This is a genomic window from Achromobacter sp. SX5 (assembly GCF_056711425.1).
Map to the genome: position 1 here is coordinate 3261821 of NZ_CM160041.1, position 23788 is coordinate 3285608.

Consider the following 23788-nt stretch of genomic DNA (forward strand, 5'->3'; position numbering starts at 1 on the left):
TGGCAACCCCTACAGCGCCATCGCCGGATCGGTCACCGACGGCCTGCCGGTTTCCACGCGGCCGGCGAAGCGGCGCAGGTAGGCCGGGTCTTCGGCCAGGCGCGCCGTGAAGTCGTACCAGCTGTGGCTGTCCGCCAGCGCCCAGTGCTGCTCGACCTCGCCGCCGGCGGGCACGGTGAACTTCCAGCGCTCGTGGTTGGCGTAGTAGGCGTTGGGCGCGACTTCGAAGGTGCAGGCGTTCTTGCCGCCGTTGATGAAGCTGACGTAGACGTCGCCGTTGGCCACGTCGTAGCAGACGCGGATCTCGGCGGCCAGCTCGGACGTGCGGGCCAGGGCCAGGTCGCCGGCGAAGTGGCGGTGGTAGCCGTTAGGCCCGAGCACCCACAGGTCGTACTTGCCGCCATCGGCCGCCGCGTCCCAGCTGCCTTCGAGCTGCTTGCCCGGCTCCACCGTGTAGCGGCGCGGCAGGCGGTCCAGGTGCAGGCGGTCATAGACGTGGAACACCGCCGCCTGCTTGCCGGTATTGGCGAACACCAGGCGCATGGCGCCCATGTCGGGCTGCGCGCGGGCGCTGGTGTGCAGCTCGTAGGGCAAGGGGCGCGAATGGCGCATGCCCGGCTCCTGCACCGGCCTGGCCTGGGTGCTGGGGTCCGGCAGCGGCACGGCGTTCAGGGCTTCCTGCGCGCGGCGCTTGTCGTCGGACTCGGAACGGGTCTGCAGGTTCAGGTTGGGCAGCTTCTCGTCATTGGGGTTGACGAAGTTGAAGGCCGAGGTCAGGTCGCCCAGCACCGCGCGGCGCCACGGGCTGATGTTGTCTTCGGCCACGCCGAAGCGCGCTTCCAGAAAACGCAGCACCGAGGTGTGGTCGAAGGCCTGGGAGTTGACCCAGCCGCCGCGGCTCCACGGCGACACCACATACATCGGCACGCGCGGGCCGGGACCGTAGACCCGGCCGTCGGCCGCGTCCTGGGCCGAGGGACGCGTGTGGCGGTCGAGGTCGGTATTGACGGTGGAGGCGCCGGCCATGGAGCCGTCCGGGTTCAGCGAAGGCGCGGCCGGCGGCGGCACGTGGTCGAAGTAGCCGTCGTTCTCGTCGAAGTTGATGAGCAGCACGGTCTTGCTCCAGACCTCCGGATTGGCGGTCAGCGCGTCCAGCGTCTCCTGGATGTACCAGGCGCCCTGGATCGGGCTGGACGGGCCGGGGTGCTCCGAATAGGTGGCCGGCGCCACGATCCAGGACACCTGCGGCAGCGTGCCGTTGGCCGCGTCCTCGCGCAGCGCCTGCAGGAAGCCGCCGTCCGGCATGGTGTTGGCCACGCCCTTGTAGAGCGGATTGGCCGCGTCGTCCGACGGCGCCCAGGCCGGGTAAGGCGAGCCGTTGGCGTTGTTGCCGGCCAGTTCGTTGGCGCGGCGGAAATTGCGAAAACCCGCCAGCGAGTTGTCGGTGAAGTTGTCGGGCAGGTTTTGGTAGACCTTCCAGCTCACGCCCGCTTCCTGCAGGCGCTCGGGATAGGTTTTCCAGTTCCAGCCGGTGGACGAGGCGCCCAGCGAATCCCATTGGTTGCGGGTGGAGGGGCCGTTGCCCTGGGCCAGCGGATCGTTGGTGCCGGTCCAGAAGAACAGGCGGTTGGTGTTGGTGCCGCCGTGCGAGGAGCAGTGATAGGCGTCGCACAGCGTGAAGGCCTCGGCCAGCGCGAACTGGAACTGCACCTCTTGCTTGCGGTAGTAGCCCATGGACTGGTTCTGCTTGTAGCGCGGCCATTGGTCCATGCGGCCGGCGTCCCAGGCCATCTGGGCGTCCAGGTAGTCGTGCGGGGTGCCGGCCACGCGCTGGGCGTTGCCCTGCGTGCTGTCCAGGTGATACGGCATCACCACGCGCGCGCCGTTGCTCTGCTCCCAGACCGAGCGGTTCTCGGGCAGCGGAATGGTGATGCGGTCGCCGAAGCCGCGCACGCCCTTGAACGTACCGAAGTACATGTCGAAGGAGCGGTTTTCCTGCATCAGGATCACCACGTGCTCGACGTCGTTGATGGTGCCGGTGCGGTTGTTGGCCGGGATGGCCAGTGCGCGGCGGATGGCCGGCGGGAACATGGACAGCGCGGTCAGGCCGGCGGTCGAGGCGGCGGCGGTGCGCAGAAAGCGGCGCTTGCCGGCGTGGACCTGGTCTTTGTCGGACGTCACGGTTTTTTTCCTATGTGTTGGGTGGGCTGGCGCGGCTCAGGGCGCGCAACGCAATTCGGGCTTGGCCGGCGTGGGCGGCACGGGGGTCGGCGTTTCCGGCTGGCCGCCGGTGCCGGGAGGCTCGCTGCCGCCGCTATCGCCGTCATCGCCGCCGCAGGCGGCCAGCGTGGCGCTCAGCATCAGCACCGCGCCCAGGCGCAGGAACCCGCGCAACATCGTGGATTGGTTCATCGTTTTCTATCCTTGGAACATCAGGGAAACAGTTCGGAGACGGACTTGCCGGACATGGCCAGGGACTTCACTTCGTCTTCCGTGAGCGCCCGCGACCAGAAGGCCAGGTCGTCGAAATACATCGTGTAAGGGCCGTTGGAATACGTGCCGCGGCCGTCTTCGTTCAGGCCCAGGTGCGGGCCGTAGACGCCGGCGATCTGGCCGAGGTCCACCGCGCCCGTGCTGATGGTGCGAGAGGAAAAACCCAGCTCGCTGTCGTAGACCGACGCGGTCATGGTGCGGGCCGTCTTGTCGATCGTCATCGCGATGTAGACCGGCTTGTTGGGCGTGAACTTCACGCCGTTGATGTCGACCCGCCGGCCGCCGCCGGCCAGGTTGAAATACAGCACCGGGCCGGACCATTGCGCGATGGTGATGCCGGGATTGCCGCCGGAGTTGTAGTCCTTGTTGCCCACGATGGAGCGGTCATTGGCGGCGCCGTCGGACTGGTACCAGAAGCCGATGGTGAAGGCCTGGGCCGCGTCCAGCAAGCCGGCCGGATAGTCCAGCTTGAAGGCGCCCATCGGCGCCGCGCTGCGCTCGTTCTTGAACATCTTGCCGAACACGCCCACGTTGGCATAAGCCGGCGCCTGGGTGCCGTCGAACGGCGTGATGGCGCCGCCGCCGGCGGCCACGTCGGTAAGATTGCCTTCGAACGGGAACAACATGGACAGCTCGGTACGCAGCGAGGCCAGCAGCTCGGGCGGCTTGACGTAGTTCACCGTGGTGCGCGCCGCGGTCGTGGACTCGCCCAGGGTCACGCTGTAGGTCACCTCGTGCAGGCCCGATGCGTCGAAGACCAGGTTTTCGTCCACGTACCCGGTGTCCGCGCCCGCCACGCGCGCGATCTCGACGCCGTCGCGGCGGATCACGGCGTCTGCGGTAGGTTCGCCCACGCGTGTCCAGTTGAGCGTGACGCTCTTGTTGTTGATGGCCGTGCGCGCAGACAGGTTGCGCAGTACCAGCGTGTCGGAAAGCGACGTGCCCGCCATGTCGTAGCCGGCCGCAGGCGGCAGCGCGCCCAGGTGCTCCAGCACCGTGGGCGCCACGTCGGCCGCGCTGGGCAGCGCATACCAGTTGTTGTCCCACAGGCCGTCGACGACGGCGTCGTCGGCGTTGCCGCCCAGCAGCGACGGCTGGTTGGCCGCCAGCACGATGGTCTTGGTCGATGAGAACGGACGGCTGTCGACGACGCCGTTCTGGGTCAGGCCGTAGCTGGAGGCCACGACCACCAGCCAGTTCTCGCCGGGATGCTCGGCCTTGCGGTCGGCGATCTGCCGGGTCAGGTCGCCGATGGCGCTATCGGCCTGGCGGATGGCCGTGTCGTAAGCGCCGCCGAATCCGGATTCCGAGGCCACGCGCGCCGGCGCGCCGAACTGCGCCACCACCACGTCATAGCCTTCGGCGATGCGGTCGCGCGCTTGCGTGGCCACGCAATCGTCGCCGCCCGCGCAATCGGTCAGGGCCTGCAGGCTGCCGTCGTCGCGGTCCTGGGCGAGCAGCCCGGCGACCACGCTGGAATTGAACGCCGCGGCGGTGCGCGCCTCGGGCCTTGCCGACTTCACGCGCTGGAACAGCGTGGGCGTCTTGATGGGCTGGGCCTGTTCGGAGAAGCGCACGCCGTGCTGGTCGGCCCACTGGCCGGTCAGCAGCGTGGCCCAGCCGGGCGCGGGCAGCGTGGGCTGCTGCGTGGGCGCGCCGGTCACGCCGCCGGTCCAGGCGCGGGTGACGGTGAGCTGGCCGATGTTGGACAGCGACCGGTCGGCCACGCCGCGGCGCATCGCGTCATAGGTCAGGCCGTCCACGCCGATGAACAGCACCTTGTCGGCGCGGGTCTGGTCGGGCTCGGTCACCGGCGGCTGTGTCGGCGGAGTGGGCTGCGCGGTGGTCTCTTCGCTGTCGTCGTCGCTGCCGCCACAGCCGGCCAGGACACTGGTCGCCAGCAGCGTGGCGCACCATCTTCTCCAATCGCGTATCTGCATGCTCTTCTTCTTGCCTCATGAACGGGGTTTGTGTTGCCGCACATGGTGGCCGGCGAACGTGAACCGGCCGTTAAGCAAGCAGGAGAAAGGCTGATCGACGGATCAGGATTTTTTTTGTGTCATGAAACCCCGCTATAGTCGGCGCATCGATTCATGGCCTCGCCATCACCCATGCCCCTGTCCCTGCGTTTCGCCCTGCCCGCCGCGCCCGCGGCGCTACGTATCGCCGCCATCCTGGCGCTGGCCGCCGGCATCGGCGTGTGGGCGTCCATCCTGCTCGCGCCGCGGCCGGCCTCGCTGCCGCCGGCCGTTTCGGCCGCCGCCGCGCCGCGCGCCGTCGACAACGGCCCCGTCGCGCTCTGGTTCGGCAAGGACGAGGCGATGCGCACGCAGATCAGCGTGCTGGGCGTGATCGCGGCGGGGCCGGACGGCGCGGCCGTGCTCAGCATCGACGGCGGCCCGCCGCTGGCCTGGCGCGTCGGCGACGAAGTCGCGCCCGGCATCGTGCTGCGCGAGGTCGCGGCCGAAACGATCACCGTCGAGCAGGCCGGGCGCGCCAGCCGCCTGCCGGCCCCTGCGGCGCCGCCCGCGCCCGCAGGCATCGTGCGGGCCAACGGCTGAAAACCCGCCCGCCAATATTGCTGTCATATTTCATGACCACAATCCTCCGCTTCTACTGAAGACCGGAGTTCAAAGTGCGTCAGTTTCCGCGCGGGCCAGCCCGCCAGCAGGGTTTCACCCTCATCGAGATCATGGTGGTGATCGTGATCATGGGGATTCTTGCGGCGTTGATCGTTCCCCGCGTGCTCGACCGTCCCGACCAGGCCCGCCAGGTCGCCGCGCGCCAGGACATCGCCGGCGTGATGCAGGCGCTCAAGCTCTACCGCCTGGACAACGGCCGCTATCCCACCACCGCCCAGGGCCTGCGCGCGCTGGTCGAAAAGCCCGAGGGCGCCAACAACTGGCGCGGCTACCTCGACAAGCTGCCCAACGACCCCTGGGGCCATCCCTATCAATACCTGAGCCCCGGCGTCAAAGGCGATATCGACGTGTTCTCGTTCGGCGCCGACAACAAGCCCGGCGGAGAGAACGGCGATGCCGACATCGGCTCCTGGGAACTCTGAACGCGGCTTCACGCTGGTCGAAGTCCTGGTCGTGCTGGTGATCGTCGCCATCGCGGCCAGCATGGTGAGCCTGTCCGTCGGCCGCGGCGAGAACCCGCTGCGCAACGACGCCCAACGCCTGGCCGACGCCTTCTCGGTGGCCCAGAGCGAGGCGCGCAGCGACGGCCGCCCGATACGCTGGCTGGCCAGCGCCGAAGGCTGGGCCTTCGAGCGCCGCGGACGTTCCGAAAACATCAGCGCCGAGGAAGACGCGCCCCTGCCCGTGGACCGGCTGGAGCGCGACGCAGTGCTGCGCCCGCGCGCCTGGTCGGCCGGCCCGGTGCAGCTGCAGCTCGCGCCGGACCGGCCGCTGGTCTTCAACACGGAATGGGTCGCCGCGCCCATGACGCTGACCTTGCGCGCGGCAGGCGCGCAGGTCGTGCTCGAGCGCGACGCCGCCGGACGCTATGAGATCCGCTGAACCGCCCCACCGCCCGGGCCGCGAACGCGGCTTCACGCTCATCGAGGTGCTGGTGGCGCTGGCCATCATCGCCGTCGCGATGGCCGCCGCGCTGCGCGCGACCGGCGTCATGGCGGCCAACAACCGCAACCTGCAGGACAAGACGCTGGCGCTGCTGGCGGCGCAGAACGCGCTGGCCCAGCTGCGCCTGGAGCAGACGCTGCCGCGCGCCGGCACGCGCAGCATGCCGTGCGCCCAGGGCGGCCGCGCGCTGCAATGCGAACTGGAGTTCACCAATTCGATGAACCGCAGCTTCCGCCAGGTGGCCATCCGCGTGCGCGACGCGTCCTCGCCGCGGCCCGACGCCGTCCTGCTGCAGCTCGACGGCCTGTTGTCCGGCGTGCGCTAGCCATGCGTAGACCGCTGCGATCCCAGGCCGGCTTCACGCTGATGGAAGTGCTGGTGGCGCTGGCGCTGATGGCGCTGGTCAGCCTGATGGCCTGGCGCGGCCTGGCCAACGTATCCAACGCCCGCGACCGGATCGAGGAACAGACGCAGGACATCGACGCCATCGTGCGCGCGCTGGGCCAGATCGCGCGCGACGTGGAGCTGTCCTATACCGGGCCTGCGTTCGAGCCGGCCGGCCAAGACGCGCAGTCCTACACCGCCGGCCTGCGCCTGCTGCGCCGCGCAAGCGGCGGCCAGACGCTGGAGCTGCTGCGCACCGACCCCGACGGCAACGGCCTGTGGCAGCGCGTGCACTGGCAGGTCCGCAAGGACGGCCTGTGGCGCGCCAGCGGGCCGTCCGCGGCGCGCGGCCCCCTGCCCGCGCCGGACGCCGGCGTCCTGCTGCTGCCGGGCGTGCGCGCGCTGGAACTGCGCGCGTGGGTACCGGGCACGGGCTGGGTCGACAGCAACGCCAGCCTGGCGTCGCCGCCGGCCGGCATCGAGATCACGCTGGAACGCGGCGCGCCCCAGGCGCCGCAGCGCTTCAGCCGCATCCTGGAGCTGCCATGAGCCCGTCCGCCCGCGAACGGGGCGCGGCGGTCATCAGCGCGCTCATCATCGTCGCCATCGTGGCGGCGCTGACCACCAGCCTGTTCCAGCGCCAGACCGCCAGCACGCGGCGGGTCGAGAACGAGCTTGCCCGCGTGCAGGCCCGCGCCATGCTGGCCGGCGGCATCGACTGGGCCAGGCTGGTGCTGCGCGACCACGGCCGGCGCGAAGCGGTCACGCGCGGCGACCAGATCTGGGCCACGCCCATCCTGGACACGCGCATCGAACGCCCCGGCGACGAGCGTGTGGCGGTGTTCGCCGGCCGCATCGAGGACGAACAGGGCAAGTACAACCTCTACAACCTGGCCAGCAACGGCGTGCCGCAGCCGCAGCAGGAAGAGGTGCTGCGCCGCCTGCTCAAGCTGCTGCAGCTGCCCGACGCGCTGGCCGCGCAGATCATGGACATCATCGCGGCCGCGCAACCGCCGGCCCCGGCGCCCGACGCCGCCGGCGCGCCCGCCGCGGCGCCCTATGCCCGCGCGCCCCTGCCGCGCGGCGTGGACGAGATCGCGGCGCTGCTGGCGCTGGACCCACCGGCGCGCACGGCGCTGCGCCGCACGATGACGGTGCTGCCGGCGGCTACGCCGGTCAACGTCAACACAGCGCCGCCCGAGGTCATCGCCGCGCTGGTGCAGGGCATGTCGCTCAGCCAGGCGCAGTCCCTGGCCGGCGAGCGCGACCGCGGCAACTGGTTCAACAATGCCGGCGACTTCGCCAACCGCCTGGCCGGCACCGGCGTCGAGACCGCCGCGCCGACGGTGGCCACCAAGAGCGACTGGTTCATGGCCAGCGGCACCGTCGCCTACGAACGCGCGCGGATCTCCATGCAGGCCCTGATGCGCAGCGCCCCGCCGGCCGCGCCCGACACCCTATGGACAAGAGAAAACCCTTGAAGAACATGCTGCGCATCGCGCTGCCCGCCCTGGCCGAGTTCGGCGAGGACTCGCCCCTGCCCTACGCCTGGTTCGACCGGCGCGGCCGCTGCGCGCGGCAGGGCGAACTCGCTTTGCACGCGCTGGGCCACGCCTATCCGCACGCCTGCGAAGCCGTGCTGCATCCGGCGGACGTGATCGCCACCAGCGTGCAGATCCCGGCCGTGCCGCGCGCGCGCTACGCCGCCGCGGTCCACGCCGCGCTGGAGCCGCTGGTGCTCAGCGACCTGGACGCCCTGGCGATCGGCTTTGGCCCGCGCGCCGCGGACGGCCGCGTCGAACTGGCCTGGGCGGCGCGCGAACCCGTGCGCCGCGCGTGGAGCCTGTTGAACGCCCAGGGCCTGCGCGTGCAGGCGCTGATCGCGCCGCAGACGCTGGGCGCCGACGCGGGGCCGCTGCGCGAACCGGCCGATCCGCGCTGGCAGGCGCCCTCGCCTTCGTGGTCGCTGGCTATGCCGCAGTTGGCGCCGGCGCGCGCCTCGCGCTGGCGCGGCGTCTGGCGCTGGGGCGCGGCGGCCGCCGCGGTATGGATAGGCGGCCTCAATCTTTATGCGTCGCAACTGCGCGCCGAAGCCGACGCGCTGGACGAAGGCATGCGCCGGCAGGTGCTGGCCGCCTTCCCGGAGCTGCCCGTGCTGCTGGACCCGGCGCGCCAGGCGCGGCAAGGCCTGGACGCGCTACAGGCCGACCGCGGCGCGCACAACGCCGCCGACTTCCTGCCGCTGGCCCGGGCCGCGGCCCAGGCGCTGCCTTTCGCGGCCGACAAGGTGGCGCGCCTGGGCTACGCCGACCAGGCGCTCACGCTGCAGCTGGCCGACGCCGGCGAGCAGTCGCAACGCGTCGCCGAAACTCCCGCGCTGATCCAGCAGGCCGCCGCCCTGGGCCTGAAGCTGGAACGCACCGACTCCGACCACACCTGGCGCATCCTGCGCGCCCAGCCATGAATACGTTCTCGCACCGCCTGCATGCCGCCTGGCAATCCGCCCGCAAACCCGTGGACCCCTTGCTGGCGCGCGCGCGCCAGCGCTACCAGGCGCTGGCCCCGCGCGAACGCCGGCTGCTGGCGGGCGCTGCGCTGCTGCTGGGCGCGGCGCTGGTGTTCGTCACCCTGATAGAGCCGCCGTTGAACACGATGCGCAAGCTCCACGCCGAACTGCCCGCGCTGCGCGCGCAGGCCGCCACCGTCGCCGACCTGACCGCTCAGGCCCAGGCGCTGCGGCGGCGCGCCGCGGCCCCGGCCGCCGCCCTGCCCGCGCCCGCCGAACTGGGCGCGTCGCTGGAACGCGCCGGCCTGCCCGCCGCGCAATGGACGCTGGGCGAACCCGAAGCCGGGCCCGGCGTGCTGCTGACCCTGAAAGAAGCGCCCGCCTCGGCGCTGCTGCGATGGCTGGACGGCGGCGCCCGCGACTGGGGCCTGGCGGTGCATCAGGTGGAACTCACGCGCGCGGCCAATGCCTACGGACGTCCGCTGCCGGGCCTGGTCAATGGCAAGGTGGTGCTGGTCTTGCCCGCGGCGGCGAAAGGCGGGAACTGACATGGCCGCACCGCGCTTTTCCCGCCGGAACGCCGCGCTGCTGTGCGCATCCGCCGTCTGCGCGGCCGCCGCCGGCGCCGCGGTCTTGCCCGCGCGCTGGCTGCTGGCCGTGCTGCCCCACGATGCGCCGCTCGCGCTGGCCGACGCCGCCGGCACGCTGTGGCGCGGCAGCGCCTGGATCGCGCTGGGCCCGCCCGGCGCGCGCCGCATGCTGCCCCAGCCGCTGCAATGGCGCTGGCGCTGGGACACGCTGGCGCTGGAAATTTCCCATCCCTGGCTGCAAGGCGCGCTGCAGGCGCGTCCGGCCTGGAACGGCCTATCGCTGTCGGCCCAGTCGCTGCGCGCGCCCGCCTCGACCCTGGCCGCGCTGGGCGCGCCGTGGAACACCATGGCGCCCCAGGGCACGCTGGAAATCGCCTGGCAGCCGCTGCGCCTGGGCGCGGCGCTGCCCGCCGGCCCGCTGGCCGAAGTGCGCTGGCGCAACGCCGCCACCGCGCTCGCGCCGGTCGCCAGCGTCGGCACCTACGTGCTGCGCGTACAGGGAGGCAAGAACGGCGCCGCGCTGACGCTCAGCACCGAGAACGGCCTGCTGGACGTGACCGGCCAGGGCAGCGCCACTGGCGGCGGGCTGCGCTTCCAGGGGCAGGCGCGCTACGCGGCTTCGGCGGGTGAGGCGGACCGGGCCGCGCTGGAGGGCTTTATGTCGATGCTGGGACGGCGCTCGGGGGATGTGGTGAGTTTCGGGGTGTAACTGCCTCACGCGTCGCGCGTGACCCGCAGGATTTCCTCGGGCGAGGTCTGCCCGCCGTCGACCCAGCGCTGGCCGTCCTCGCGCATGGTCCGCATTCCTGCGGCCGCCGCCGCCCGCCGCAGCTCGCGTTCGTCGCTGCCTTCGTGGATCAGGCGGCGCGCCTCGTCGTCGACGGTGAAGAGTTCGTGGATGCCGGAACGGCCGCTGTAGCCGGTGTGGTTGCAGGCCGCGCACCCCACCGGATGGAACACGCGCGCGCCGTCCTGCGTCGTCGGCCGCTTGCATTCCGGGCACAGCTTGCGCACCAGGCGCTGGGCCAGCACGCCGAGCAGCGACGAGGCCAGCAGGAACGGCTCCACGCCCATGTCGGTCAGGCGGGTCACGGCCGAGACCGAATCGTTGGTGTGCAGCGTGGCCAGCACCAGGTGGCCGGTCAGCGAAGCCTGCACCGCGATCTGGGCGGTTTCCAGGTCCCGGATTTCGCCGATCATGATGACGTCGGGGTCCTGCCGCAGGATGGCGCGCAGCGCCAGCGCGAAGCTCATGTCGATCTTGGCGTTGACCTGGGTCTGGCTGATGCCGGGCAGATCGTATTCGATCGGGTCTTCCACCGTCAGGATGTTGCTGGTGGCCGCGTCCAGCCGGCTCAGCGCCGCGTACAGCGTGGTGGTCTTGCCGCTGCCGGTGGGTCCGGTCACCAGCACGATGCCGTGAGGCTGGCGGATCAGGCGGTCGAGCTGCGCCAGCACGCCCTGGGCCATGCCCAGGCGCTCCAGCTGCAGCCGCCCGGCTTCCTTGTCCAGCAGCCGCAGCACGGCGCGCTCGCCGTGGCCGGTGGGCAGGGTCGAGACGCGCACGTCGATGGGCCGCCCGCCCACGCGCAGCGCGATGCGGCCGTCCTGCGGCAGGCGTTTTTCGGCGATGTCCAGATGCGCCATGATCTTGATGCGCGAGATCAGCGCCGCGTGCAGCGCCTTGCGCGGCGAGACCACGTCGCGCAGCGTGCCGTCGACGCGGTAGCGCACCACCGAATGGGTCTCGAACGGCTCGATGTGGATGTCGCTGGCGCCGTCGCGCGCGGCCTGCGCGAACAGCGCGTTGATCATGCGGATCACCGGCGCGTCGTCCTGCGCCTCCAGCAGGTCCGCGACCTCGGGCATGTCCTGCAGCAGCCGGTCCAGGTCGATCTCGTTTTCGGCCACGCCCATGACCGAGGCGGCGTCCTCGGAATGGCTGTAGGCCGCCGTCAGCAGCGTCTCCAGCGCCTCGTCGTCGACCTCGGCCACGGCGATATCGCCGTGGCAGCGCCGGATCTCGCGCACGGCCCATTCGGGCGTGCGCGGGCTGACAGTCAGCTGCGCCCGCCCGCCCCGCAGCGACAGCACCGCGCGCTGCGCGCGGGCCCAGGCGTAGGGCAAGGGATGCGCGCTCATAATTGCGAAACCACTTCGCTCTTGAATCCCAGTTCGCGCAGCAGCGCGGTGGCCGTGGAAATGGTGCCCGGGTCCTTGGCCACCTGGCTGCGCACCACGTAGCCCATGCCGCCCGGGCCGACCTGCACGTAGGCCTGCAGGCCGCTGGCCCGCACCCGCTGCACGATCTTGTCGGCGTCGCTGCGCGCCTCGACCGAGGCGAACTGCAACGTGGCGCTGCTGCGGTCGGCCTCGGCGTAGAGCGACTCGGGGTCCACCGCCACGCTGACCCCGCGCGGCAGGTTCACGCGGATCGGCAGCGACGGGTCCGTGGGCTGCGCCGGCGTGGGGTACTGGCGCACCGCGAAGGACTCGACCGTCACGGGCGGCGGGCGGCGCATGGTCTCGGCCAGCTGCTCCGGGCGCATGTCGTAGGCGTTGTTAGACACCGACGGCGCCGAGCCCGGCGACGGCAGCAGCGGCGCCTGCATGTCGGGCAGCAGCCAGTGCTTGCCCGGCTGCGCGCCGGCCTGGGCGCGGCGCATGTAGTCGTAGCGGTCCATGGTGACGCTGGCGCTGCGGCGCGCGTCGCGCACCACGTAGGGCCGCAGGAACACCATCAGGTTGGTCTTGGTGCGCTTGCGGGTGTCGTAGCGGAACAGCGCGCCCAGCACGGGAATCGAGCCCAGCCCCGGCACGCTGTCCGACGACAGCGAGACGCTGTCTTCCAGCAGGCCGCCCAGCACGATGATCTGGCCGTCGTCGATCAGCACGCTGGTGTCGATGGCGCGCTTGTTGGTCACGATGCCGGTGGTGGCCGAGGAGCGGGCCTCGTCGATGCTGCTGACTTCCTGGTAGATGTCCAGCTTGACCGCCCCGCCCTCCGAGATCTGCGGCCGGATGTTGAGCTTGAGCCCCACGTCCTCGCGTTCGATGGTCTGGAACGGGTTGCTGCTGCCGTTGCTGCCCGAGGTCACGTACTGGCCCGTCACGAAGGGCACCGTTTTGCCCACCAGGATGCTGGCCGATTGATTGTCCAACGTCATCAGGTTGGGCGTGGACAGGATGTTGGCCTCGCCCGTGTTCTGCATGGCGCGGGCCAGCACGCCGAGGTTGATGATCTCGTTGCCGAGCACGTCCACCGTGCCCTTGACCACGCCCAGGCTCAGGCCGTTGGCCAGCGCGTCGATGGTGGTGGGGCCGCCGCCGGTGATGCCGCTGCCGCCCAGGTTGGTGCCGCCGATGAAGCTGCTGCCGCCGTTGCTGATGCTGCCGCCGCCGGTCATCCACTGGATGCCGAACTCGGCGGCCTTTTCCGCGCTGACCTCCACGATCAGGCTTTCCACCAGGACCTGCGCGCGGCGCTGGTCGAGCTGGTCGATGACTTCGCGCAGGCTGCGGTACAGCGGTTCGGGCGCGGAGATGATGAGGGAATTGGTGGCGGGATCGGCCTGGATGGTGGCGCCGCCGGCCGAATACGACACGGCCTGCGTGCCGGTGTCCTCGCGCGCGATGCGCTCCTGCTCGCCCGACAGGCCGCCCTTGCCCGAGTTCGATCCGCCGGACATGCCCAGGCCGGACTGCGGCGCGCTCGTGGCCGAAACGTTCTGCGCGCGCGCGCCGGACTGCCCCGCCGCACCCGCGCCGCCGGCCGCGCCCGGCGCGGAATTGGCCTGCCCCGCCAGCAGGCCGCCCAGCACCTCGGCGATGCGCGTGGCCTGCGCGTTGCGCATGTACACCACGTGCAGATTGCCGGCGCGGTTCTGCTGCGCGTCGAGCTTTTCGATCAGGTCGCGCGCCAGCCGCGTGCGCGCCGGGCTGCCGGCGCGCACCAGCACGCTGTTGCTGCGCGGGTCGGCCACGATGGCGATGCGCTGCGTCGGATCGCTGCTTTGCGTATCCAGCAATTGCGAAGCCAGCACGGCAATATCGGACGCGATCCCGGAGCGGATCGGCACCACGTCGGTGTCGATGGAGCTGGGCACGTCGATGCGGGCGATGACGGCCGCGATGCGCTCCAGGTTGTCGGCATAGTCGGTCACGACCAGCGTGTTGTTGCCGGGATAGGCGTTGATGGGGTTGTTCGGCGGCACCATCGGCCGCAGCACCGGCACTAGATTGGCCGCGTTCTCGTACTTGAGCGGGAACACCCGGGTCAGCATCTCGCCGCCGGCCCTCTTGGCGAACGCCGCCACCGGCACCGGCCCGGGCGGCACGCCGGCAGCCGGCCGGGTCCCGCCCACCACCGCGCTGCCCTGCAGCTTGGCGTCTGCCTCGGGCACCACGCGCGTCACGCCGTCGACATCGACGATGGCAAAGCCCTGCAGGCGCAGCGCGCCGGTCAGCATCGCCAGCGCCTGTTTACTGTCCACCGGACGGTCCGACACCAGCGTGAGCTTGCCCTTGACGCGCGGGTCCACCAGGAAATTGCGCTGCGTGAACAGCGACAGCGCGCGCAGCACTGCGGGGATGTCGGTGTCGACGAAATTCAGGCTGACGCGGTTGTCGGTCTGCTGGGCGTGAGCCGTGCCGGCCGCGGGTCCGAGTTGGCTTGCGGCAAGCAGAACCGCAAGGCTGAGTGGCGCGAGGTAACGCATGACGGGATCGGTGCCTGGTACGTGAAATCGGGGTGAAAAAACGTGAAAGCGCGTCGGAGTATACGGGGTGACACTGCAACACTACGGTCATAATCCAGAGGCAAGGTGACGGCCTGGAAACCCTTTGAATACGGGCCTTTCGCGCGATCGGACGCGCGCGCGGCCGACGCTTTGCCACCATGCCATCCTTTCGTTACGAAGCCACCGACGCGCTCGGAAAAATCGTCCGCGGCACCATCGACGCAGACACCGAACGCGGCGCGCGCAACCAGTTGCGCGGCCGCGGCCTGCTGCCGCTGTCAACCGCGCCGGCGGCGCGCGCCGAAGGGCTGGGCGCCTCGCTGCGCGCGCGCCTGTCGGACGCCGACCTGGCCTGGATCACGCGTCAGCTCGCCAGCCTGCTGGCCGCCAGCCTGCCGCTGGACGCGGCCCTGAGCGCCACGCTGGACCAGGCCGAGAAAAAACACATCGCCGCCAGCCTGGGCGGCGTGCGTGACGACGTGCGCGCCGGCCACCGGCTGTCGGTGGCGCTGGCCGCGCGGCCGCGCGATTTCCCCGAGATCTACCGCGCGCTGATCGCCGCCGGCGAGGAATCCGGCGACCTGGCGCAGGTGATGGAAAAGCTGGCCGACTACATCGAAGAGCGCAACGCCCTGCGCAGCAAGGTCATGACCGCCTTCATCTATCCGGCGGTGGTGGCCTGCGTATCGGTCGTGATCGTGATATTCCTGCTGGGCTATGTGGTGCCGCAGGTGGTGTCGGCGTTCAGCCAGGCCAAGCAGGAACTGCCGCTGCTGACGCGCATCATGCTGTCGCTGTCGGATTATGTGCGCGAATGGGGCGTGGCCACCGGCGCGGCGCTGGCCGCGGCCATCGCGCTGTGGCGCTATGCGCTGCGCGCCCCGGCGGCGCGGCGCGCCTGGCATGCGCGCGTGCTGCGCATGCCGCTGGCCGGGCGTTTCGTGCTGGGCGTGAACGCGGCGCGCTTCGCCTCGACGCTGGCGATCCTGTCGGGCAGCGGCGTGGCGCTGCTGACGGCGCTGGAGGCCGCGCGCCGCACATTGGGCAACGACGTGCTGCGCCAGGCGGTGGACGACGCCGCCGCGCGGGTGCGCGAGGGCGCGGCGCTATCGTCCTCGCTGGGCGCACAGAAGGTATTCCCTTCGCTGCTGGTGCACCTGATCGCCAGCGGCGAAAAGACCGGCCGCCTGCCCGAGCTGCTGGACCGCGGCGCGCAGAACCTGTCGCGCGACCTGGAGCGGCGCGCCATGGCCATGACGGCGCTGCTCGAGCCGGCGCTGATCCTGCTGATGGGGGGATTCGTGCTGCTGATCGTGCTGGCCGTGATGATGCCGATCCTGGAGATGAACCAGCTCATCCGGTAGCGGGCCGAGGCCGCGGGCTGAAACTACAGCGCCGCTTCGTCGCTTTCGCCGGTGCGGATGCGGATGGCCTGTTCCACGGGGGTGACGAAAATCTTGCCGTCACCGATCTTGCCGGTGCGGGCGGCCTTGACGATGGCCTCGATGGCGGCCTCGACCTGGTTGTCCGGCAGCACCACCTCGACGCGGATCTTGGGCAGGAAGTCCACCACGTATTCGGCGCCGCGATAAAGCTCGGTATGGCCTTTCTGGCGGCCGAAACCCTTCACTTCGGTCACGGTCAGGCCGCTGACGCCGACTTCGGCCAGCGCTTCGCGGACTTCGTCGAGCTTGAAGGGTTTGATGATGGCGGTGACTTGTTTCACGTTTGTCGTCCTGGATTTTCGATCTGTTGCGGCGCCCGGCCGCCGCGGGGCGGCCAGGCGCGATGGATAAGAGAATACCACCGGCCAGGCCGGCGTCAGCGGGGGCTGCGCGGGGAGGGAAAACCCGCCCGCCTAGGGCCTGTGCATGGCTCCTTTTAGTGTGAACAGGCCCTAGGGCTCCTGGTCGGGAATGCGCTCGGCGTCGCGCATCCACACCACCGACTCGGAGTCGCTGGGCGCGCGCCAGTCGCCGCGCGGCGACAGCGAGCCGCCCGAACCGACCTTCGGGGCGTTCGGCACGCAGGTGCGCTTGAACTGGCTGAGGCGGAAGAAGCGATCCAGGAAGATCTTCAGGTTGCGCTTGATGGCCGCCAGGTCGTACTGGTTGCGGACCACGTGCCCGCCCTCGGGCCAGGCGCCCGCGTCGCGGTCGCGCCAGGCCGCCAGCGCCAGGAACGCCACCTTGGTGGGCGCGAAGCCGTAGCGCAGCGTGTAGTACAGGTTGAAGTCCTGCAGCTCGTAGGGACCGATGGCGTCTTCGCTCTTCTGCCCGGGCTTGTCGTCGGCGCCGCCCGGCACCAGCTCGGGGCTGACGTCGGTGCCCAGCACGTCCAGCAGCACCGCCGCGCCTTCGTCGCCCAGGCGGCCGGATTCGGCCACCCAGCGCACCAGGTGGGTGATCAGCGTCTTGGGCACGCTGGCGTTGACGCTGTAGTGCGACATGTGGTCGCCCACCCCGTAGGTGCACCAGCCCAGCGCCAGCTCGCTCAGGTCGCCCGTGCCGATGACGATGGCGTTGCTGAAATTCGCCAGCCGGAACAGGTGGTTGGTGCGCTCGCCGGCCTGGACGTTCTCGAACGTGATGTCATAGACCGGCTGGCCTTCGGCGTAGGGATGGCCCAGGTCCTTGAGCATCTGCAGGCAGCTGGGGCGGATGTCGATTTCGGAGGCGGTGCAGCCCACCACCGCCATCAGCCGGCGCGCCTGCTGCAGCGTGCGGGTGCTGGTGGCGAAGCCGGGCATGGTGACGGCCAGGATGTTGGAACGCGGCAGGTCCAGCGCGTCCATGGCCTCGGCGCAGACCAGCAGCGCGTGGGTCGAGTCCAGCCCGCCGGAGATGCCGATGACCACCTTGGACATGCGGCTGGCCGACAGGCGCTGGACCAGGGCCTGGACCTGGATGTTGTAGACCTCTTTGCAGCGGGCGTCGCGGCGGCGCGGGTCGGCCGGCACGTAGGGAAAGCGCGCCACGCGCCGCTCCAGCGGCAGCTCGGAATCGTCCAGCGGCGGGCGCACCGGCACCGGCACGCTGCGGAACTTGCGCACTTCGTCCTGGTGGCGCCGCGCCGACTGGCCGAAGGTGGTCTGGCGCATGCGCTCGCGCGACAGGCGTTCGAGGTCCACGTCCGAGAAGATCAGGTGGGAATGGCCCAGGAAGCGCTCGGATTCGGCCAGCAGTTCGCCGTTTTCGTAGATCAGGGCCTGGCCGTCCCAGGCCATGTCGGTGGAGGATTCGCCCCGCCCCGCCGAGGTGTACATATAGGCCGACAGGCAGCGCGCCGACTGCTGCGCCACCAGCTGGTGGCGGTATTCCGACTTGCCGATCACGATGTTGGAGGCCGACAGGTTGACCAGCACCGTGGCCCCGGCCAGCGCCGCGAACGAGGACGGCGGGATGGGAACCCAGACGTCCTCGCAGATCTCGACGTGGAACTGGAACAGCGGCAGCTGCTCCATCTGGAAGATCAGCTCGGAGCCGAACGGCACCGTCTGGCCCAGCAGCCGGATCTCGGACACGGCGGCGCAATCGGCCGCGCTGAACTGGCGGGCCTCGTAGAACTCGCCGTAATTGGGCAGGTAGGTCTTGGGCACCACGCCCAGCACCCGGCCGCCGGCGGCCACGACGGCGCAGTTGAACAACTGGTGGGCCACACGCAGCGGCGCGCCGACGATGATCGCGATATCGAGCTCGGCGGTGGCCGCCACCACCTGGCCCAGGGCCGCCTCGCAGGCGTCCAGCAGGGCCTTCTGGTGGAACAGGTCATCGCAGGTATAGGCCGACAGGCCCAGCTCGGGGAACGCCGCCAGCACCGCGCCGCCCTGGGCAGCCTGCTGCGCCAGCGAAATGGTCTGGGCGGCGTTGAAGGCCGGATCGGCGACGCGGCACTCGGGCACGCCCACCGCGACCCGGGCGAAGCCGTGGGAATACAGGTTGAAGAACGGGTTCGACATCAGCTAGGGGCCTATGGACGGCTGTGGGAACGGATGAGCGATTATCTCACCTGCTGCGGCATCCTGGCGTCGGGCAGCCCGCGCTCGGCCGAGGCCGCCAGCGCCGATTGCAGCGCGCCCTCGCGCAGGTTGCTGCCCATCGCGCCGATGTCGGCGCCGGAGGGCTGCTGGTACAGGCGCAGCCCCAGCTCGGGCATGATCGCCAGCAGGTGGTCGAACACGTCGCCCTGGATGCGCTCGTACTCCACCCAGGCGGTCACGGCGGTAAAGCAATAGACCTCGATCGGGATGCCCTCGGAGGTCGGCTCCATCATGCGCACCATCATCGCCATGTCCTGGCGGATCTCGGGATTCTGCTTCAGATAGGCCAGGGCATAGGCCCGCAGGGTGCCGATATTGGTCAGGCGGCGGCGGTTGGCCGGCACGCTGGCCAGCTCGCCCATGGTCTGGTTGGCGTGGGCGATGTCGTGCGTCTTGGCCTGCAGGTAGTCGTGCAGCAGGCGAAAGCGCATCAGCTGCTGCGCCTCTTCCTCAGTCAGGAAGCGCACGCTGGCCGCGTCCACCCGCAGCGTCCGCTTGATGCGCCGGCCGCCGGATTCGAACATGTGGCGGTAGTTGCGGTAGCTTTCCGAGAACAGCTTGTAGGTGGGCACGGTGGTGACGGTGTTGTCCCAGTTCTGCACCTTGACCGTATGCAGCGCGATGTCCTTGACGAAGCCGTCGGCGTTGGCCTGCGGCATCTCGATCCAGTCGCCGATGCGCAGCATGTCGTTGCTGGTCAGCTGGGTGCTGGCCACCAGCGACAGCAGCGTGTCCTTGAACACCAGCAGCAGCACCGCCGACAGCGCGCCCAGGCCGGAGATCATCCACAGCGGCGAGCGGTCGATCAGGATGGAAAGCACCAAAACGGTGCATATCGCCATCAGGACGAGCTTGCCGATCTGGATATAGCCCTTGATGGAGCGGGTCTGCGCCCGGGTGGTGGCCGAATAGGTGTCCTGCCAGGCGCTCAGCACCCCCGAGAGCGCGATGAACACGCAGATCCATGCGCCGGCATGCGCCAGCCGCCCCACGATCTCCACCGCCCGCTCGACGTGCGGCACCAGGCCTATGCCCATCGACACCACGGCGAACGGCACGGCGTACCAGAGGTTCTGGTAGGCGCGGTGGCGCAGCAGCGCCTTGTCCCAGTCGCGCCTGCCGCTCAGCACCAGCACCCGGTGCGCCAGCAGCAGCACAACCCGCGCCACCACCCACTGGATGAACAGCGCCGTCAGGATCAGCACCCCGATGCCGACCAGCGTCTGCGCCCAGGGCTCGCGCGGCAGATGGGCGTCCATTTGGGTGACCAGTTGTTCCCATTCCATGGGCATAGGCTGTATTCCTGCTCGTTATTCTTGAAACCAGTCCGAATTATCCGACAACCGGGCCGGCCGGAGGTTCACCCCGGCCGCCTTGGCCGCCGCCATGCGCAAGGCTTTATAATCCGGGCCATCATGGCAAACACTCCCTCCCCCGATCAAAACCAGTTCGCCAACAAGGCGCAGGCCTGGTCCGCCCGGTTCTCGGAACCGGTTTCCGAACTCGTCAAGCGCTATACGGCGTCCGTGGATTTCGACAAGCGCCTGGCGCGCTTCGACATCCAGGGTTCGCTGGCGCACGCCGACATGCTGGCCGCCCAGGGCATCATCGGCGCCCAGGACCTGGCCGACATCCAGCGCGGCATGACCCAGATCCTGGCCGAAATCGACGCCGGCAGCTTCCAGTGGCTGCTCGACCTCGAAGACGTGCACCTGAACATCGAGAAGCGCCTGGTGGAACTGGTCGGCGACGCGGGCAAGCGCCTGCACACCGGCCGTTCGCGCAACGACCAGGTCGCCACCGACATCCGCCTGTGGCTGCGCGCCGAAATCGACACCCTGCAGGACCTGCTGCGCCAGCTGCGCCACGCCCTGGCCGCGGTCGCGCTGGAGAACGCCGCCACCATCATGCCGGGCTTCACGCACCTGCAGGTCGCCCAGCCGGTCACCTTCGGCCACCATCTGCTGGCCTACGCCGAAATGTTCGGCCGCGACGCCGAGCGCCTGGCCGACTGCCGCCGCCGCGTCAACCGCCTGCCGCTGGGCGCCGCCGCGCTGGCCGGCACCTCGTTCCCGATCGACCGCGAACGCGTGGCCCGGACCCTGGACTTTGACGGCGTGTGCCGCAATTCGCTGGACGCCGTGTCCGACCGCGACTTCGCCATCGAATTCTGCGCCGCCGGCGCGCTCATCATGACGCACGTCTCGCGCCTGTCCGAAGAGCTGGTGCTGTGGATGAGCCCGCGCGTGGGCTTCATCGACCTGGCCGACCGCTTCTGCACCGGCAGCTCGATCATGCCGCAGAAGAAGAACCCCGACGTGCCCGAGCTGGCCCGCGGCAAGACCGGCCGCGTCAACGGCCACCTGGTGGCCCTGCTGACCCTGATGAAGGGCCAGCCCCTGGCCTACAACAAGGACAACCAGGAAGACAAGGAAGGCCTGTTCGACACGGCCGACACGCTGCGCGACACGCTCACCATCTTCGCGGACATGGCCGGCGGCATCAAGGTCAAGGCCGAGAACATGCGCGCCGCGGCGCTGCAGGGCTTCGCCACCGCCACCGACCTGGCCGACTACCTGGTCAAGCGCGGCGTGCCGTTCCGCGACGCCCACGAAGTGGTGGCGCACGCGGTGCGCGACTGCGAACAGCGCGGCTGCGACCTGGCCGACCTGTCGCTGGCCGACCTGCAGGCCTATCACGCCAGCATCGGCGAGGACGTGCACGAGGTCCTGACCCTGGAAGGCTCGGTCGCCGCGCGCAAGCACGTGGGCGGCACCGCACCGGAACGCGTCAAGGAAGAAGCCCAGCGCGTGCTGCAGGAAACGGCCGCGGGCTGATTCCTCCGCCGCCTGCTTGCAGCAAATGGCCCCCATCATGGGGGCCTTGTCGTATCCGCACCCGGCGCTACTGCGCCTCGCGCTTGCGCAGCAGGTACTTCTGCACGCCGTCCATCACGGTTTCGTCGCGCTGGTTGCGCACCAGGCTTTGCATGACCAGCACGCCGGTGCTGCGCCCGGGCGCCAGCTCCGACACCGTCAGCGACGCATAAAGCGTGTCGCCGACGTACACCGGCTTGAGGAAGCGGCTGCTCTGTTCCAGGAAGGCCTTGAGCGAATCCTCCACCATGTGCGGGAACAGGCCGGCGCCGGCGGCCGTCTGGATCGCCACCTGGAATCCGTGCGCCAGCATGTGGGGCATGCCGTGGGCGCGGCAGTATTCGACGTCGTAGTGCACCGGATGGTTGTCGCCGCTGGCGAGCTGGAAGGCCGCGAACAGCGCGTCGGTCATGGTGCGCGAAGGCAGCACGAAGACCTCGCCGACCTCGAAGTCCTCGAAATAGCGCTGGGCGCACAGTTGATGCTTGGGCATATCGGGTTTCCTTATCCTAGTTGGCGCTCATGTTGGCGGCGCGGGCGACTTCGCTCCACTTTTTCAATTCGCTTTGCAGGAACGCCGACAATTCCGCCGGCGTCGTGTCCGGCTGCAGCACCAGGCCCATGTCGTAGGCGCGCCGCTTCAGGTCGGGATCGGCCAGCGCGGCGCGCAGCGTGGCGTTGAGCTTCTCCACGACCGGGGCCGGCGTGCCGGCGGGCGCGAACACGGCGTTCCAGGTATAGGCTTCGTAGCCGGGCACCGCGTCGGCGATGGGCGGGGTGTCCGGCGTCTGCGGCAGGCGCTGCGCCATGGAGGTGGCCAGCAGCCGCACCGTGCCCGCCTGCACTTGCGCAAGGCCCGTGGGCGCGCTGTCGATCATGAATTCCAGGTGCCCGCCGATGACGTCCGCCATGGCCGGCGCGCTGCCGCGGTACGGCACGTGCATGGCGCGCACGCCCGCCATGTAGTTCAACAGTTCGCCGCCCAGGTGCGGCGCGCTGCCGATGCCGGCCGATCCGTAATTGACCTTGCCCGGGTTGGCCTTGAGGTAGGCCATGAACTCCGGCAGGGTGCGCGCCGGCACGTTCTTGTTCACCACCAGCACCAGCGGCGCCTTGGCGGCCAGGCCCACGGGCGCGAAGTCCTCCACCGTGCGGTACGGCAGGCTGGCGTGGATGCTGGGATTGACCGCGTGCGCCACCGTGGTCAGCAGCAGCGTGTAGCCGTCGGCCGGGGCCTTGGCCGCGGTCTCGGTGCCCACCAGCGTGCCGGCGCCGGTGCGATTCTCCACCACCAGCGTCGCGCCCAGCTTGCGGCTCCAGCTCTCGGCCAGCGCGCGGGCGAAGGTGTCGGTGGGCCCGCCCGCCGCATACGGCACCACCAGGCGCACCGGTTTGGCGGGATAGTCCTGCGCCGACGCGGCGCCGGCCCCGGCCAACATGCCCGCTGCGATGGCGGCGCCCGCCAGGGCGCGCCAGGGAAATCCATGCTTCATGCCTGTCTCCATAGGTCTTGTGTGTGCGGCACAATATAGAGACGAGGCCGAACCCAGGACCAGTCGAAAGTTTCTTATCCGGCTTAGAGTCCTTCTAACAGCGGCCCGCCCCGGCGCTTTCGCCGCCCGCAACCCAGGTGCCCTCTTGCGTTACGAACTGACCGACCTGCGCGTGTTTGTCGCCATTGCCGAAGCCAAAAGCCTCACCGGCGGCGCTTCCGAACTGCACCTGACGGCGCCGTCGGCCAGCTACCGGCTCAAGAACCTGGAACAGGCCATGGGCGTGCCGCTGTTCGTGCGCACCCAGAAAGGCATGTCGCTCACCGCCGCCGGCATGACCGTGCTGCGCTACGCGCAAACCATCCTGGGCAACGTCGAACGCCTGCAGGCGGAAATGCGCCGCCATACCGACGGCGTCGAAGGCAATATCCGCGTCTACGCCAACAGCAGCACGCTGAGCAGCCTGCCCGGCGCCCTGAGCCGCTTCCTGGCCGCCTACCCCAACGTCAACGTCAACCTCGAAGAGCACCTCAGCGAGGAGACCGTGAAGGCGGTGCTCGACGGCCGCGCCGACGTCGGCCTGGTGGCTGGCGCGATCGAAATGCGCGGGCTGGAATACATCAGCTACGGCCAGGACGAGCTGGTCTTCATCGTGCCGCCGCGCCATCCGCTGACGCTGCACCCGCGCGTTTCGCTGGAAACCGCGCTGTCGCACGACCTGGTCGCCATCGGCCGCAAGACCAGCAATTTCCTGTACCTGCAGCAGATGGCCGAACAGATGGGGCTGGAGCCCCGCGTGCGCGTGCACGCGCCCAACTTCGACGCCGTGCTGCGCTGCGTGCAGGAAGGCGCCGGCATCTCGCTGGTGCCGCGCTCGGTGGCCGCCCCGGCGCTGGCGCAGGGCAAGGTCGAGTGCGTGCAGATCGAGGAGTCCTGGGCCGTGCGCGAACAGCGCGTCGTGATGCGCAGCCAGGACGCGCTTCCGGGCTACGCGCAGGCCTTCGTCAGCTACGTGACACAGGCCGATCCCGCGCCGGACGGCGATTAGAAAACCTCGAATCCCGCTTTGAAAATATCGACT

The 23788-nt window shown here is 70.0% G+C and carries 22 protein-coding genes; 12 read left to right on the forward strand and 10 right to left on the reverse strand.

Annotated features, from left to right (window positions below; all coding sequences use genetic code 11):
• Window positions 1-9: 9 nt before the first annotated feature.
• The 3 genes from AC1M14_RS15325 to AC1M14_RS15335 are packed head-to-tail and all read right to left on the reverse strand — an operon-like array spanning window position 10 to window position 4433.
• Window positions 10-2181 carry a phosphocholine-specific phospholipase C gene (locus AC1M14_RS15325; protein WP_479729935.1) on the reverse strand — a complete coding sequence of 724 codons (2172 nt, stop codon included), beginning with the start codon at window positions 2179-2181 and terminating at the stop codon, window positions 10-12.
• 36 nt (window positions 2182-2217) lie between these two features.
• Window positions 2218-2412, reverse strand: coding sequence for a hypothetical protein (locus tag AC1M14_RS15330; protein ID WP_102770853.1), 195 nt, complete (start codon window positions 2410-2412; stop codon window positions 2218-2220).
• Window positions 2413-2432: 20 nt separating this feature from the next.
• Window positions 2433-4433, reverse strand: coding sequence for a LamG-like jellyroll fold domain-containing protein (locus tag AC1M14_RS15335; RefSeq protein ID WP_479729936.1), 2001 nt, complete (start codon window positions 4431-4433; stop codon window positions 2433-2435).
• Window positions 4434-4604: 171 nt separating this feature from the next.
• On the opposite strand from AC1M14_RS15335, the gene AC1M14_RS15340 reads away from it, so the two are divergent.
• From AC1M14_RS15340 to gspN, 9 genes are all read left to right on the forward strand, one after another.
• On the forward strand, window positions 4605-5054 hold the full coding sequence (locus tag AC1M14_RS15340) for a general secretion pathway protein GspC (protein ID WP_111825316.1): 450 nt from the start codon (window positions 4605-4607) through the stop codon (window positions 5052-5054).
• Between the two features lie 131 nt (window positions 5055-5185).
• On the forward strand, window positions 5186-5557 hold the full coding sequence (gene gspG, locus AC1M14_RS15345) for a type II secretion system major pseudopilin GspG (RefSeq protein ID WP_246842432.1): 372 nt from the start codon (window positions 5186-5188) through the stop codon (window positions 5555-5557).
• Window positions 5529-6017: a type II secretion system minor pseudopilin GspH gene (gene gspH, locus AC1M14_RS15350; RefSeq protein WP_209166282.1), complete on the forward strand. Its 489-nt coding sequence runs from the start codon at window positions 5529-5531 to the stop codon at window positions 6015-6017. The genes gspG and gspH overlap by 29 nt, the downstream gene beginning before the upstream one ends.
• On the forward strand, window positions 6004-6405 hold the full coding sequence (gene gspI, locus AC1M14_RS15355) for a type II secretion system minor pseudopilin GspI (RefSeq protein WP_479729937.1): 402 nt from the start codon (window positions 6004-6006) through the stop codon (window positions 6403-6405). Before gspH ends, gspI begins: the two co-directional genes overlap by 14 nt.
• A 2-nt stretch (window positions 6406-6407) precedes the next feature.
• Complete coding sequence (locus tag AC1M14_RS15360; RefSeq protein ID WP_479729938.1) at window positions 6408-7013, forward strand: PulJ/GspJ family protein; 606 nt, start codon at window positions 6408-6410, stop codon at window positions 7011-7013.
• Window positions 7010-7945: a type II secretion system minor pseudopilin GspK gene (gene gspK, locus AC1M14_RS15365; protein WP_479729939.1), complete on the forward strand. Its 936-nt coding sequence runs from the start codon at window positions 7010-7012 to the stop codon at window positions 7943-7945. The genes AC1M14_RS15360 and gspK overlap by 4 nt, the downstream gene beginning before the upstream one ends.
• A complete protein-coding gene (locus AC1M14_RS15370; RefSeq protein ID WP_479729940.1) occupies window positions 7924-8928 on the forward strand; it encodes a GspL/Epsl periplasmic domain-containing protein in 1005 nt (334 codons plus the stop codon). The genes gspK and AC1M14_RS15370 overlap by 22 nt, the downstream gene beginning before the upstream one ends.
• Window positions 8925-9518 (forward strand): type II secretion system protein GspM, encoded by a 594-nt coding sequence (gene gspM, locus AC1M14_RS15375; protein WP_209166278.1) that lies wholly within the window; start codon window positions 8925-8927, stop codon window positions 9516-9518. The genes AC1M14_RS15370 and gspM overlap by 4 nt, the downstream gene beginning before the upstream one ends.
• Window position 9519: 1 nt before the next feature.
• Window positions 9520-10269: a type II secretion system protein N gene (gene gspN / locus AC1M14_RS15380; protein WP_479729941.1), complete on the forward strand. Its 750-nt coding sequence runs from the start codon at window positions 9520-9522 to the stop codon at window positions 10267-10269.
• 5 nt (window positions 10270-10274) lie between these two features.
• Here the strand turns inward: gspN and gspE are convergent, their stop codons facing one another.
• A complete protein-coding gene (gspE, locus tag AC1M14_RS15385) occupies window positions 10275-11702 on the reverse strand; it encodes a type II secretion system ATPase GspE (RefSeq protein WP_479729942.1) in 1428 nt (475 codons plus the stop codon).
• Window positions 11699-14278, reverse strand: coding sequence for a type II secretion system secretin GspD (gspD, locus tag AC1M14_RS15390; RefSeq protein ID WP_479729943.1), 2580 nt, complete (start codon window positions 14276-14278; stop codon window positions 11699-11701). Before gspD ends, gspE begins: the two co-directional genes overlap by 4 nt.
• 179 nt (window positions 14279-14457) lie before the next feature.
• On the opposite strand from gspD, the gene gspF reads away from it, so the two are divergent.
• Window positions 14458-15663 (forward strand): type II secretion system inner membrane protein GspF, encoded by a 1206-nt coding sequence (gene gspF, locus AC1M14_RS15395; protein ID WP_209166275.1) that lies wholly within the window; start codon window positions 14458-14460, stop codon window positions 15661-15663.
• A gap of 23 nt (window positions 15664-15686) precedes the next feature.
• Here the strand turns inward: gspF and AC1M14_RS15400 are convergent, their stop codons facing one another.
• The 3 genes from AC1M14_RS15400 to AC1M14_RS15410 all read right to left on the reverse strand — a co-directional run bounded on the left by AC1M14_RS15400 (window position 15687) and on the right by AC1M14_RS15410 (window position 19624).
• Entirely contained in the window at window positions 15687-16025 is a 339-nt protein-coding gene (locus tag AC1M14_RS15400) for a P-II family nitrogen regulator (RefSeq protein ID WP_102770840.1), read from the reverse strand.
• 171 nt (window positions 16026-16196) lie between these two features.
• Window positions 16197-18257 carry an NAD(+) synthase gene (locus tag AC1M14_RS15405; RefSeq protein ID WP_479729944.1) on the reverse strand — a complete coding sequence of 687 codons (2061 nt, stop codon included), beginning with the start codon at window positions 18255-18257 and terminating at the stop codon, window positions 16197-16199.
• Between the two features lie 41 nt (window positions 18258-18298).
• Complete coding sequence (locus tag AC1M14_RS15410) at window positions 18299-19624, reverse strand: mechanosensitive ion channel family protein (RefSeq protein WP_479729945.1); 1326 nt, start codon at window positions 19622-19624, stop codon at window positions 18299-18301.
• Window positions 19625-19753: 129 nt separating this feature from the next.
• Between AC1M14_RS15410 and argH the strand changes: the two genes are divergently transcribed.
• Complete coding sequence (argH, locus tag AC1M14_RS15415) at window positions 19754-21175, forward strand: argininosuccinate lyase (protein WP_479729946.1); 1422 nt, start codon at window positions 19754-19756, stop codon at window positions 21173-21175.
• Window positions 21176-21242: 67 nt separating this feature from the next.
• Here argH and AC1M14_RS15420 read toward each other — a convergent pair whose 3' ends face one another.
• Window positions 21243-21707 (reverse strand): MaoC family dehydratase, encoded by a 465-nt coding sequence (locus tag AC1M14_RS15420; RefSeq protein WP_102770837.1) that lies wholly within the window; start codon window positions 21705-21707, stop codon window positions 21243-21245.
• Window positions 21708-21723: 16 nt separating this feature from the next.
• Window positions 21724-22707: a tripartite tricarboxylate transporter substrate binding protein gene (locus AC1M14_RS15425; RefSeq protein WP_479729947.1), complete on the reverse strand. Its 984-nt coding sequence runs from the start codon at window positions 22705-22707 to the stop codon at window positions 21724-21726.
• 145 nt (window positions 22708-22852) lie between these two features.
• Between AC1M14_RS15425 and AC1M14_RS15430 the strand changes: the two genes are divergently transcribed.
• Window positions 22853-23755: a LysR family transcriptional regulator gene (locus AC1M14_RS15430; protein WP_102770836.1), complete on the forward strand. Its 903-nt coding sequence runs from the start codon at window positions 22853-22855 to the stop codon at window positions 23753-23755.
• The last annotated feature ends 33 nt before the right edge of the window (window positions 23756-23788 follow it).